Origin of the sequence: Novipirellula herctigrandis, assembly GCA_007859835.1 — a bacterium.
Lineage (GTDB): Bacteria > Planctomycetota > Planctomycetia > Pirellulales > Pirellulaceae > Novipirellula_A > Novipirellula_A herctigrandis.
Genome location: SJPJ01000001.1, coordinates 8,093,143 through 8,107,229 on the forward strand (window position 1 = coordinate 8,093,143; position 14,087 = coordinate 8,107,229).

Here is a 14,087-nt window from a genome sequence, read left to right on the forward strand (position 1 = left end):
GTTTTGTCAAAAAGCCAACTGTTTCGCTGCATTTTCCCGTAAAATATCGATCATCAATGCCGCAGCAGAAATTCGGGACTATTGATCAACGCCCAGGCCAGATCAATCCAAACGTCACGTCCCTTCGTTACTCCGGTTTTGGCATATTCTTCTGCTGCTTTTACGTCGTCATCCGTCGGGTATCGCGAGAGGATTGTTAGGTAAAGGCTCTCGGCGATTTCTTTTGGTTTCTTTCGTGACGAGACCATTGAAATCAGCGTTGGTCCACTCTGGAGTTTGCTCTGGATCGTGGCCGAATTTAGCATGTGCAGCCATTGCGGTGAGGCAAGTTCATTGACTCGCTCGTTTTCCATCCCGGTTGAACGCGACGAGCGTCCGAATAATGAAAGGAAAGAACTGGTGATACTACCGTCGGCCAATTCCACCGCCGTCATCCGCTTGGGAATGTAAGTGAAAGGCTCCGGAACAGCGCTAGTGTAAAGGTCAGAGCTTCCGGTGATATCGTTCAATGCATCGATCAAAACTTCGGCTTCCACTCGTCGTAAGCGGTAGCTCGCAAAGTTCGCTGTCGCTTCGGCTTGTTTAAATCTCGGAATCGATGAGAACTGGTACGCGGTTGATGTATAGATCAATCGTTTGAGATGTTTAAGGTCATACTCGTTTGCAATCAATTCCTGTTCCAAGTAGGCCAATAGCTCGGGGTTGCTTGGTGGATTGTCATCCCGAATGTCGTCCGGTTCGTGGATGATGCCGCGTCCCATCGCCCACGCCCATGTGCGGTTGACGATGGCTTTGGCGAGCCAGGGGTTTTCCGGTTGAATCAGCCAATCGGCAAACACTTCCCGTGGGTCACGTGTAGCCGGAATCGTCGTTTTGGTGCCATCGGGAAAGACAACATCCAACGGCCCGTTTTCACTCAACGGTTCGGTCAACGCCTGAGGAATCTTGTTGGTCGCCGTCACCGATTTAGCGACCGCGTCGATTCCCGGCGCGATGCTACCAAGCACCTTGGTCGAGTGTAGTGGATCCCAGAAGACAATTTCTTCTTTCCACTCACTTGTCGGTTTATAGCCAACCTGCGAGAAAAACACTGCCATCTCGGTGCGCCGGTGTTCGGGCCAAAAGTCGACCCGCGTGCCCATTAGAGCTAAACCAACCGAAGAAGCGATACCATCGGGTGTTTTGCTTTGTATCGCACGGTAGAAATTTACCGGGCCAACCCGGTAGTTGCTCCCGCTGCTGGTGAGCAGTTCGCGTACAAATTGGTCGTATGGCTTATTCTCAGCAATCGATTTCCAAACCCAACGGTGGTATGCCTGGGCTGCATTAGGCCAAACCTTGACGGGGAACTCTGCCTTGACTCGAAGGATATCACCCCACTTCATTGCCCAATAATCGACGTGCGCAGTCTGTTCGAGCAACTGCTCAATCAAGGCGATGCGTTTGTCTTGAGCCGAGCTTTGTATGAACACCTTGGCTTCCTCTCCGGACGGCAACTTGCCGGTCAAGTCCAAATAGGCGCGGCGGATGAACACCGCGTCCGAACAGAGGACCGGTTGGATCCCCAAAGACTCAAGCTTGGCAAATACAATTTCATCAATCCGGTTGGCTGGTTTTGGGGGCTCGGAGCTTTCCATGACCGTTGCCACTTTTCGAGAGGCAAGCAGCCGGTATAGCGAAGCCTTGGCCTGCTCGGCTATTTCTTGCTTTTCAAAAGCAATTCGGACGGCTTCCGCATGCGCAGCCCGCGTTTTGTCCGCTTCCGCCTTCATCGGAACGGCCACGGCTTCCGTTGCAACGGCTGCTTTTTCATCCGCCTCGTGTGTCTTTTTGGCTTCTGCAATTCGCTTTTTGAGGTTCGCCAATCCCTGTTCCGATGATTTCTTTCGTGCTTGGGCTTGCGTCAATTTTTGCGAAGCGGAGTTGGCCGTCTTTCTCGCTTGCTCAAGCTTCTTGGCGACTGGATCTAGAATCGCTTTGGCCTGATTGGCCGTTTTGCGTTTAGCTGCGGCATCGGCAGTAGCAAGCTTGCTCGTCTTATTTAGCTGAATCAAATTCTTGGCGGCGTCCTGAGCTCCCTGATTCGCGGTCAACGCAGCGGCAACTTGGGCCTTGGCACTGGCTAGGGCTGCATCGCTGGCGGCCTTCTGCTTTTTCCCTTCGGCCAACTGCTGCGCCGCAGTCGTGGCCTGAGCCGACAATGGCTGCTCACGCTGCTGGGCTTGAGCCAATGCAGCTTTGGCATCCTCAGCTGCTTTGCGTTTGGCCGCGGCCTCATCGGTGGCCACCTTCTTTTCTTCGTCCGACTTAGCATCATCTTCGGCAATTTGTTTGGCTTTAACGTCAGCGTCTTGAGCTGCCTTATCGGCGTCTTGAGAAGCAACCGAGGCCGCAGCAATCTGTTTCTTGACGTTCGCCAAAGCCTCGTCGGCCGATTCTTTCAGTGCTTGCGTTTCGGCGAACTTTTTTGTTGCAGCGGTGGCTTTTTCCTGCGCAGACTTTTCGTTTTGTCGAGTGTTAGCTAGGGCGGATTCCGCAACTACTGCAGCTTTGATTTTGGCAGCTGCTTGTGTGACGGCTCGGTGTTTTTCCTTTGCCGCCTTCTCGAACTCGTCAGCCACTTTCTCGGCTGCTGCCAACGTTGCGGTGACGGCGGCTATTTTTCGCGTGGCGTTTGCCATGGCATTGTCGGCTGCTTTCTTCTTCGCCGTTGCCTTAGCCACTTTTTGAGTAGCGGAATCAGCCACTTTTTGCGAATCTTGTTCGGCTGTTTGTGCTTGAGTTAAGGCTTCCTTGGCGGCATCGGCCGCCTGTCGACGGGCCGCGGCATCCGCTGTGGCTTTCTGTTTTTCTGGTTCGGTTCGGCCACGATGTGCCGCAAGTTGTTTGGCCTTGGTCTCGGATGCTTGGGCAAGTTTCTCTGCCGTTTGATGCGTAGTCGTCGCCGCGGCCAAATTCGTTTTAGCATTGGCCAACGCGGCGTCGGCTGCCTGCTTCGTCGCCGCGGCCTCTGTGCGTTGTGCAGCGGCGGCTTTGGCTACCGCTTGTGCTTGCTGTTGAGCTTGTTGCTTTTCCGTTAGAGTCGTCTTGGCGGCGTCGACTTCTTTACGCTTGGTGGTCGCTAGCTCGGTAGCTTTGGTTTTCTCTTCGTCACTCTTCTCTTCATCCTGGGCAACTGACTTGGCGGTGGCTTCCGCAGCCTTGGCGGTCTGCTCGGCACGCTGATGTGCCGTGGAAGCGGCGACAACTTCCGACTCAACTAATTTCAGGGCCTCGTCTGTTGCCGTCTTCTGCTTGTCGGCCTCCGCCAATTTGCCAGTTGCAGCGGTGGCTGCGGTCTCCGTTTGCTGTTTCCTTTGTTGTGTTTGAGTCAAAGCGACCTTTGCGTTGTTTGCTGCGGTCCGTTTGGCAGCAGCATCGTCCGCAGCCATTTTCAACTCGTCCTCTGAGACGACTCTGGCGTGCGATTCCGCTGTTTGGGATAGTTCGTTAGCGGCCTGCAGGGCGGTTGTGGCAGCCGCAACCTTTTTCTTGGCATTGGCCAACGCTTCATCAGCCGTCTTGTTCTCCGCTTCGGCTTCAGTAACCTGCTCAGCCACAGTAGTCACTTGGGCTTGCGCACGCAGCTCGCTCTTTTGGGCCTGTGTCAGAGCGGATTTCGCTGCGTCGGCTGCTTTGCGTTTGCCAGCCGCTTGTGCTGTGGCGGTTTTCGCCAGTGTTGCGAGTTTGTTGGCTGCGTCGGATGCCACTTTCGCAGCTAATTCAGCTTCGCGAGCTAGTTTCTCAGCGGCATCGTAAGTTTGTTGCAAGGGGAGAGCCGCGGCCTTTGCCTCGGCCAACGCCTTGTCTGGTCCCGGTTTGGCAGCAGTTGCGTCGGCCAGGGCTTTAATGGCAGCGGGTACTTTGGCCTCCGCTTGTTCTAGGTCCTTGACGCCCTGTTCACCCGATAATTTCTTCGCTTCGGTCGCCCGTTGCCGCTTTGCGTTTGCGACTTTCCTGGCGTCGGCGTACGCAGTGTCGGCCTTTTTCGCAGCTTCTTTCAGCGGACCAACCGCTGCTTCTGCCTCCCTGGCTGCCTTCTTCGCAGCTTCAAAGTCAGCCGTTGCCTTCACTTCGGCGTTTGCTACGAGTTCTGCGTTCGCTTTTTGATCTGCTTTCGCATTGGTAAGCGTTTGATCGTCCGCGCTTCGCGCCGGCGCGACTCCAAATAGGATGAAGATGAACACGAGTAGTGAAAACACTTTGGTTCTCATCTCAAATCGCCTCAAACAGGTAGGAGTTTTGGAAGGTTCGTTCGGACTGCTCGCCCCGCCCTCATTTTCGCCGGAAGTTTCGATCTCTGACGCTCAATGGGAAGGTTGGGTTGCTGTGACATCGTTTGCTGCTGTCGGGAACGCGCATCAAAAGTTTTGATTGGCTTAACCAAGACATGTTGCGTACTCAGTCTCAACCGTTTGCATCCGTTCTCAAATGGTCGTGAGCTTCCACCGCAAAGGATCTCCGCGATGTTGCGCTATTGGTGGGATAGGTGGGGGTGTCAGGGCGGGGAGGTAACGTTCGCATTTTGCGTGCGATACTCGCATGGGAACAAATGCCTTAACATCATCTTGCGCCTTCCAAGGCCGCGTGTCCAGCCTTTCCACCCACAATTTCCCTATCGCAATTCTCTATTAAGGAAAATGGTGCAACCCAAACGTGTTCGGCGTAGCGGTTGCCAGGGTGCAGCAAATTGACGCAGGCGGCAATCGTTGCGGATACCGGCGCCATTTTTGCATAGTGCGAATTTGAAGCGTAGCGTTTGGGGGCGGTTTTCTGCAGTCGGATCAGTTGGGTCTTGGAACGATCCTCTATTTGCTCGCGATAACGATAGTCTCAAAGTGAAATTCGGTGGCAATCCAGTGATAAGTTTCTTGGCTGCAATGGTTGGCCAGCGATATGGTTTGATCGGGTAAGCGCTCGCTTTTCGCTTTGGTAGTCGCTATTTTGAATATTGCATTGCGTCCCATCCAACTTTCCCACCTCTCTACATACTTTGCATCAGAGCTATCTCGCTGCCGGTTCCATTGGTGGAACTAAGTCCGTCACTAAGGTCCGCAACGCGCTTACGCACCATTGGAACTTGGATCCTGTCGCGTCATTGTGATTGCAGAACCGTGTTTCCCGTCCCTCAACCCGATCTTTGCCATGTCGAACGTCATATCTCGATCTCTGTTTTTTTCGCTGTTCATGAGTCTTGGCACCACCTTTACATGGGCACAACCTACTGCACCCCCTGAACCGGGCGCCATCGTCTTTCAAACTGACTTCGAAACACCGCAACAACGTTCGGCATGGTCAGCGTCTGAGTCCGCGAGTTGGGAACAGGACGAACAAGGGACGACGAGGCTTTGCGTCAGCGTTCCTCGCGATGAAGCAACGGGGGGCGCCATGATCCAGATGCCTTTTGATTTATCGCCTTACCGTGGTTATCAGTTAGTATTTGAATGCATGGCGAAGGCCGATGACGTGACAAAACCAAGCGAGACTTTTCTTGGCGCCAAGTTCATGCTGCATTATTCGTCGGAGTCGACTGGCCCCCATTGGCAAAACGAAAACAACGTCTACGGCAGTTTTGATTGGCGCAAATTGCGTTTCACCTCGACCATCGCTGACGATGCAGCTGATGCGCAAATCGCTCTGGGATTGCAGGGAAGTTCGGGACGAGTGTGGTTCGATGAAATCAAGGTCTTCGTTTTCCGAAAACCACCACCTACGCGCCCAGCACCACCCCTGAATCCTAGCCCTGTTTTCAAAGGCCACGACTTACCCCGGCTTCGCGGCGTGATGTCCCCCAACAATTTCCGCGATGAAGACTTGCGAACACTCGGCGAACAGTGGAATGCAAACGTAATCCGGTGGCAGATCACTCGCAATTGGGGCCGCGCAGGTACCGAACGTGATTTGACGGAATACGACAAGTGGTTTGACAGCGAACTCGAGGATCTCGACAAAGCACTCGAAGCTGCTAACCGATACGGATTGAAATTGGTTGTCGACGTTCACACGCCCCCAGGCGGTCGGTACGACAACATGGACTTAGCGATTTTCCACGAACCCCTTTATCAAAATCATTTTGTCAAATCGTGGGAGAAGATCGCTCGACGTTACAAAGGAAACTCGGCTGTCTGGGGTTATGACCTAGTCAATGAGCCCGTGCAAAACCAACCCTCTCCTGCCGGAGTTGCCGATTTTTTAGGCACACAGGTTCTCGCCGCGAAAGCAATTCGCGCTATCGATGCCGAAGTGCCAATCATCATAGCCGCAAGCGAATGGGATTCAGCAGCGGGTTACCGAACCCTAGAACCTGTGGATATCCCCAACGTGATCTATCAAGTCCACATGTACAAGCCACACGAGTACACCCATCAAGGCGTCCGTAACAACGTGAAGGACCTCGTTTATCCAGGAACGATTGGCCACCAAAAGTGGGACAAGGAAGCGTTACGAGCCGTATTGGAACCAGTTCGCGAGTTTCAATTGGCTTACAACGTCCATATTTATGCCGGTGAATTCAGTGCAATCCGCTGGGCCCCAGGCGCCGCAGAGTACCTATCGGACGTCATCGATTTGTTCGAAGAGTACGATTGGGATTGGACTTATCATGCGTTCCGAGAATGGGACGGTTGGAGCGTCGAGCATGGTGCCGATCCAGATGACCATCAACCAACCGCACAGCCAACCGATCGCAAAGATTTGCTACTGAAGTGGTTTGCTAAAAACCAAAAGCCCAAGTGATCGGTGCAACGATCCATTCGCCGAAATGCATCGGCCCAATTTCAGTCCACGGCGTACCTGCGGCCGCTTCCAAAGCATTGCCACAGGTAGCGACAGGAAACGAGCGAGGACATTCCGAATGATGCCACTCGCTCAAACTCGGTGACTTTCGACTACGGCGTAGCTCTCACGAAGACTCGCAACCGCTTGGTCGAGTACTTCGGTCCGCTGCTTGTGAAAGTCCAATCACGCGTTTCGCCTTGACTGTTGCCAATCCCGATGTCTGCGTTTGCTCCTGCATTCCATTTGTTGATTGCAAAGATTGTTTGTTTTGCGGCGTGATTGTGAATCTGCATCGATCCATAACCGTCTTGGGGCGGGCCAGGCTGGTCGCCAAAATCAAAAACCGAAGAGGAAGCATCTTTGATTCCGCCACCATTGTCTGGTCCGTAATTACTCGGCCAAAATTCAATATTGCCTGTCTGAATCGATGTTCCAGTGACCACGTCATCGGTGGAACTGAACACGTCCATCGAGCTGACGGCTGTTTGAAACTTGGCGCTGGATGACATGGTCGGAAGACCAATTTGGCTTGCGTCGTCCGTGAAGGCCTCCATACTGACGAAGACCTTCTGAGTTCCAAAATCGCTCGAATTCAATTCAAGCAAGTAGCCCACTCGGTCAAACGACTTTACGTCTGCGGCATGATCGACGTCATAAGTGATATCGCGTTGAAGCTTGGCCAAATCGAGGTCGTATACAAGTTGGTAATCGGATAGCCCAGGAATCATTTCACTGAAATCGGGGGTCTTTCCGCCTTGGAATGCACTGACGGGAAGCCCCGTAGCCCCGGTTAGATTTGGTTCAGCCAATTTGTCCCATGCATAGCGAAACGCGACGGGTTGCTTCACCTTGGATGAACTGAGAACCACCACGTCTCCATCGATTTTGGCATCCGCAGGGTGAAAACCGCCAGAGAATTTGCTGATGATCTCGAAATGGCTTGGAACGTTTCCGTCGCGAGTTTTTAGAACACCGCCGGTATATTTAAACTGAATCCGGAGTTCGTCTCCCGACATGCTGATCGATTCCATTTCGGGGCTACGCGCGACAAGATCGGTTTGCCCATAGTCATTTTTCAATGCCAGCAGTGCGAGCCGACGCCCTACATCGAGCTTATTAGGTGGATGAATGTTGCCGAGCGTGGCAATGTCATTGATCACGACCATCCCCGTATTCGGGATCGATTGTGCAGCCGCTTGAGCTTCCCAAAATCGCGGCAAAATCGTCGAATCCTCGTTCCCATATTGGAACGGCGCTATCTGTACATAGTAGAAAGGGAAGTCGCCTTGGTCCCAAACTTCACGCCAACCCTCAATCAACGCATTCATTTTGTCAGCATACAACATGCCTTCGCCATGATTCGATTCGCCTTGGTACCAAATCGCTCCCCGGATTCCGTAGCCGACCAATGGATGAATCATCGCGTTGTAAAGCATGGTCGGATCTTGATGCGATTGAAATGGCATCAAGTCGACTGGAAAAGCGGGGTTCACTGGTACGGAAGTTTTTGCAGCGAACGCCGTCTTTGCTTGCCCGAGCCAAGTTTCCGTTTCCGAAATGTGCTGAGACATTCGGTCTTGATACGTTTCGGATCCCGGGTTTCGCAGTTGCACTGACGCGTAAATGTCTCTTAGTGATTCAATGGGTTGGAACCCTGCGGCTGTCGTCCACGGCTCGATTCGTGTGCCGCCCCATGAAGAGTTTATTAAGCCAATGGGAACATCAAGTTTCTCGGCCAATTCTTTCGCCATGAAATAGCCTGCCGCAGTGAATTGACCAACGGTTTCTGGGGAACACACCTGCCAAGTCGCATTGACATCCGAAAGGAGTTCCATCGATTGATTTTTGCCAATCTTCACATGACGTATCAATGGATGGTTGGCGCTCACGATTTCAACGTCCGCGTTTTCGGTTCTATTCACCGTCCATTCCATGTTGGATTGGCCCGAGCATAACCATACTTCGCCAATTAAGACATCGTTGACCTCAATGGCGTTTGAAGCCTGAACCAACAACACTTGCCCCGACGCAGTCGCTTGCATCGCTGGCAACTCGGTCTTCCAAGTCCCCTCCTCGCTTGCTTTTGTTGTGACGCTCTTTCCGCCCAAACTAATCGTGATTTCTTCACCTGGGGCCGCCCAACCCCAAACGCGGATGGGCATTTGTTGTTGCAGCACCATGTGGTCGTTAAAGAAGCCTGGCAAACGGGCTTCCGCATTAGCCGATGCGGACGTCAGGATTGCAAATCCAAACATTGCAAAACAGTGACAAAGAAACAGAAAGGAACTTCGCTTCATGAGAACTCTCTCGTTAAGATCGGGGTGGGTTTTTGTAGCGTAGGAAAAGACGAGCTTCGTCTTCCTTTTTAGTTTGTCGCGTGCTGAATAAGTTTATCACAAAAGCTCCCTTCCGCGGGTACTGATCTGCACCCAATAATTGACACGCGCAATATGACAATATTGGACTCGAATCTAATCGGCATTTCCATGAAGAGAATCGCCGATCAAGAAATCCCGTTTTTATCGAACTCTATCGCGAAACGGATTGGCTTGCGAACGACCCGCTATAATTTGAGGGATTTCAAAACTGCCATCCATTCAAACTCTCTATCAGGGCACCATTGTGAAAAGCAAACATCTCCATTTGAATCGTCGGCGGGCGTTGCAGATCGCGGTCACAGCATCGTTGAGTGCTGGAGCTTTATGTTGTGGTCCGGTTTCGGTCAATGCCGAAGAGCTCGTGTCCGGCCAACACAAACCGTGGCTGCGTAAGACATTGAAATTCGGCATGATTGGCGTGGATGGCGACTTGAACGACAAATTCGCTGCTGCTAAACAAGCCGGATTTGAAGGGGTTGAGCTGAACGCACCTGGATTCGATAGACATAGTGTCAAACAAGCGACTAATGCGGCCAAAGCAACCGGCTTGATCATTGACGGAACGGTTGGTTCAGATCATTGGCAAGTGCGGCACACCGACCCTGACCCAGCGGTTCGCGCAAAAGCCTTGGCGAGCTTGAGACAGGGTTTGCAGCAGACAGCGGACGTTGGTGCCGACACGATGTTGTTGGTCGCTGGACACGGCAAAGATGGATCACCAAGTGAAGTAGACAAGCGAGCGCTGGACAATATCAGTCAGGCGGTACCAAATGCTGAGGAGTTAGGTGTTTCTATCTTGATCGAAAATGTATGGAACGAGTTTCTTTACGATCCAAATGGTGGGACAAGTCAAACGGCCGATGCGTTGGCCGCCTTTATCGATGATTTCAATTCCCCATTCGTGGGTCTCCAATTCGATATCGGCAACCATTGGAAATACGGCGACCCGGCCGAATGGATTCGAACACTCGGCCAACGAATCAAGAAATTGGACATCAAGGGTTTCTCACGTAAGACGGGCCGGTTCACCAAGATTACCGAGGGCGATATCGATTGGCCGACGGTCAAGGAGGCATTGCGTGACATCGATTACACAGGCTGGCTAGCGGCCGAAGTCAGCGGTGGCAATGTGGACCGACTGCGAGAAATCAGCCAACATCTTGATGAAGCCCTGCAATGCAATGTAGGTACAAAGGGGTAAAGAAACGCTATTGCATTTGGATTGACCCTCTACCGGTTTGGTTTGACCGTCACTGAATTTAGTACTTGACTGTGAATTTGACATTTGAGAATTTGACACTTGACGACAGTCGCTAAATATCCTCTCCTTTGTATAGATTGTACGTTGTAAAATCTTCACGACCACAATACACGGTTGGGGCCATGGCACAGTACGGCGACCTGTTTCGACTTCCAATTCTTGACAATTTCGAATTCATTTCGAAGCGTGGAAAAGTCTATGCCATTGACGGGGCGGCACTTGAACGAATCATGAGTGGCTATGCCGTCTACGAATACATGATGGACTCTGTCGCGTATGGGGCAAGGGCCGATGGCGCTCAGCTCCGTCGCGCCAAGGAATGGCTTGACCGCAAAAAGCAACGCTATTACCGCGAGTTCCAAAGGTATCTTGAACGCGATCACTTGAAAGGTGCCCGAAGTCAACTTTATCGCTATCTATGGTACAAACAGAACATGAATCGCGAACATGCGGCGAGGACGGTGAGAGATACAGAGATCCACGAAGAATCGATGAAGATTCTGAACAAACTTTTTGCGAAGGCCGCAGTCGATGCTACTGTCGCGGTGGTTTCCATTGCGGTAGTTGCCACCGGGGTTGGTGGCGTTGCCTTGGTCGTCGCCACGGTCACTTGTGCGGGCGTTTCCGCAACATCGGAATACCATTTGGGCGGAAAATCCGGTGCCGTTTCTGTCGCTACGGGAGTGGTGAATTTGATTCCCGTCGCCAGCGAATTGAAAATATTGAAGGACGTAGGCAACGCTGGAAAAGTCGTTTATGTTTCCAGCGAAGTGGTGGCCAATGGCGCATTGGAATACTATAACTCAGGATCTGTTGAACGTGCGTGCGGATCCGCCGTCACGTCGGCACTACTGAACGTGAAGGGCAAAATCCCCAGGGGCGAACTCACACTGGACCAGCTAAAGAGAATTGAAGGTTGGGCGACAAGCGGCGGAGCCATCGGAAAGGAATTAACGATTCTCACTGACACGCCCAAACGCGCGACCGGCATCGGATCTTTGGCGGACTCCTATATCTCCCAGGCCGAACGCCGCGGCATGTGGGAATTCGCTAAGAAGGTCGTACGTGAAGTTGATCCAAAAACCTTGCGGTAATGGTGGCCTGACACAGATCGTGTTGCCATAAGTCGATTTTGTCTATTCGAATTGACCTACTACTTTGATCTGAATCAGGGTAGTACAAATGGACCAGCCTCATCTGTACATTCTGGTCGGGCCATTGAATTTCCTCGCAACACTGGCAGGGAAACATCGGGGAAATCAAATGGGTCAGGAAAGCAAATGAGGAAATCAAAGGTGTCAAACCCAATACTGTTCGGCACAAAATTTGCGCACTGTATTTTTGTTAGTTTCGGCACGCGACTTGCGCCAAGTCAACCCAATGCGGATGGTCCGCCATGTTGACACCCCAAGGCCAAAGCTGTGGCAAAAAAGAAACTGCCGAAATGTCGAAAACCTGCTGGCTTCAGCGAGGCAGAACTCGCCCCCGGCGTCACGGCAAAAAGACCTAATGTCGAGTCAAGGATCGATGCCAAAGACATCACTGGCCTGAAGTTCTTCAAACGCATTCGGCCACTACTGGAGTCGCTTCATAGCGTAGGTGCTCAAAGAGACAAGGCCGGTAGTCGTGATCTACACATGGACCAGTACGGCGTTTTGGTGCTGATGTGGCTGTTCAATCCGATTCTGTCCTCGCTGCGGGGACTGCAGCAAGCGAGTGAACTGGAAACTGTACAAAAAAAGTTCGGTGTTGGACGTGCTTCGCTTGGTTCGCTCTCAGAGTCCGTTACCATTTTCGATCCTGAGCCGCTGAAAGAGATTGCAGCCAGTTTGGCTACACAAATCCCATCCGCAGATCCTTCACGGTTCGATGGGATCAAAGACCAATTAACCGCTGTTGATGGTAGCGTTTTCAAAACGGCTGTACGAGTGGCTTCGCTGTCTTGGATTCCGTCCACGGGGCGTGCAGCCGGACGCACCACAACGACAGCGGTTGACGGCTACCGAATGCACACGCACTTTGAAATTCTCCGTGGTGTGCCAGAGCGAGTCGATGCGACACCCGCTAAACCTAAAGGCAAAGATGACGAGAAAATTGCCTTGGCTTCCGTATTGCAACCCGATCGATGTTATGTCACTGATCGAGGCTATGCGAAGTTCGAACTGTTCAATGCGATCCATGCCGCCGACAGCAGTTACATTTGCCGACTACGCGACAACAGCACGCCAAAACGACTCAAAGAACGCCCTCTCACTGATGCGGATCGGGCCGCGGGCGTTCGGCTTGATTGCGAAGTAATACTCGGGGCGCACACATCCAATCGCAAGACCATCGCCACCGATCATCCCGTCCGTTACATCGAGATCGAAGTGCCCTCACACGTTCGCACTGGCAAAGGCGGAGCCAATAGTGACGGAATTCTTCGTGTGGCAACCAGCCTGATGGATGTTCCCGCTGAGCTGATTGCAGAAGCATATCGCCTCAGGTGGCTAATCGAACTATTTTTCAGAATGATCAAACAGCTGCTTGGCTGCCGCCATCTCCTTAGCACGAAGCCCAACGGAGTTGAGATTCAGATGTACCTCGCGATCATCGCGTGCTTTCTGATTCTGATTTACACCGGCGGTCAGCCGAACAAAAGAACTTACGAGATGATTTGCTTCTACTTGCTCGGCTGGGCGTCACTGCAAGAGCTTGAGGCCCACATCAAAAAGCTAAAGTCGAAGAACCATTAGGGACACTGCGCTCCGACCGAACAGAAAGTCTCGGCGGGGTTGCTTGCTGCGCGATAGGAACCAACGGCTGCCAATGAGGTTACCTCGCTCACGTCCATCAATTAGCACTGCCTCCATCACTCCGGCTAGAAATCAGCAAGGGCAAACGGAGTGCCGAACAGTATTGGGTTTGACCCATTTGATTGCTTCATTTGATTACTTCTAGCCATTTCGGTGTCCGACACCTTTGATCGGGCCCTGCGCTAATAATGAAATTCAACAGTGCCATTCGTACCCTACACCTTAATCCTTTGCCTCGCTCTTCTCAATAGTTTGTCTTAATACTCGTAAACTCACATTCAACATTCGACATTGGGTACTTTGGCACTACCAACGAAGGAAGGTCCGAAATAAAAATGTCAGGAATGGGCTGCTTTCTTGGTCTGTCAGCTTTCCAGCCGAATCCATTGTTTGCAGAGAGAAAACTGTGAGTTGCAATATGATCCGCCAACAAATCAAGATACTGTCTGTATCCTTCAGCTTCCGTAGGAAACGGATGTTTCGAATTGAAACAAAAAAGCTCAGACAAAACATAGAGTTGCAATCGCAATCTTTGCTGTCGGTCTTCGTCATCGACGCCACGGTAAATCTGTTCAATCAAGGCATTCACGCAATACGCATCCGTTACGATGTCCTTGGATGGCAGGATCATTAGCTGCGACCAACAAACTAGTCGAATATAGTCCTTTGAAAATGCATCATCCACTAAACACCTCAAGAGGATTCTTTTCGCAAGCCACTCAGCAAAACAACTCTCTTGCTTTGGTACATTGGGTATACCTAGCTGGACAGCGCCACTTCGTGGCTTCCTGATTTCGTAAGTTGTGACTGTGCCGCGAGTTATCTCGCTTGACTTGG

General features: G+C 51.9%; 7 protein-coding genes. 4 read left to right on the top strand and 3 right to left on the bottom strand.

From position 1 onward, the window contains the following. Positions 1–53: 53 nt before the first annotated feature. Positions 54–4,253 (bottom strand): DUF1553 domain-containing protein, encoded by a 4,200-nt coding sequence (locus CA13_RS29420; protein WP_146402746.1) that lies wholly within the window; start codon positions 4,251–4,253, stop codon positions 54–56. Positions 4,254–5,184: 931 nt separating this feature from the next. On the opposite strand from CA13_RS29420, the gene CA13_RS29425 reads away from it, so the two are divergent. Beyond that, positions 5,185–6,774 (top strand): glycoside hydrolase family 5 protein, encoded by a 1,590-nt coding sequence (locus CA13_RS29425; protein ID WP_146402748.1) that lies wholly within the window; start codon positions 5,185–5,187, stop codon positions 6,772–6,774. Positions 6,775–6,926: 152 nt separating this feature from the next. Here the strand turns inward: CA13_RS29425 and CA13_RS29430 are convergent, their stop codons facing one another. After that, positions 6,927–9,113: a sialate O-acetylesterase gene (locus CA13_RS29430; RefSeq protein ID WP_146402750.1), complete on the bottom strand. Its 2,187-nt coding sequence runs from the start codon at positions 9,111–9,113 to the stop codon at positions 6,927–6,929. Between the two features lie 325 nt (positions 9,114–9,438). On the opposite strand from CA13_RS29430, the gene CA13_RS29435 reads away from it, so the two are divergent. The 3 genes from CA13_RS29435 to CA13_RS29445 all read left to right on the top strand — a co-directional run bounded on the left by CA13_RS29435 (position 9,439) and on the right by CA13_RS29445 (position 13,190). Beyond that, the gene (locus CA13_RS29435; RefSeq protein ID WP_419194987.1) at positions 9,439–10,395 is read left to right on the top strand and encodes a sugar phosphate isomerase/epimerase family protein; all 957 of its coding nucleotides are present in this window, start codon (positions 9,439–9,441) and stop codon (positions 10,393–10,395) included. Between the two features lie 182 nt (positions 10,396–10,577). Continuing rightward, positions 10,578–11,549, top strand: coding sequence for a hypothetical protein (locus CA13_RS29440; RefSeq protein WP_146402752.1), 972 nt, complete (start codon positions 10,578–10,580; stop codon positions 11,547–11,549). Positions 11,550–11,876: 327 nt separating this feature from the next. Then, a complete protein-coding gene (locus CA13_RS29445) occupies positions 11,877–13,190 on the top strand; it encodes an IS4 family transposase (RefSeq protein WP_146402754.1) in 1,314 nt (437 codons plus the stop codon). Between the two features lie 304 nt (positions 13,191–13,494). Here CA13_RS29445 and CA13_RS29450 read toward each other — a convergent pair. Further along, the coding region (locus tag CA13_RS29450; RefSeq protein ID WP_419194988.1) for a hypothetical protein at positions 13,495–14,087 on the bottom strand (593 nt) is incomplete at its 5' end.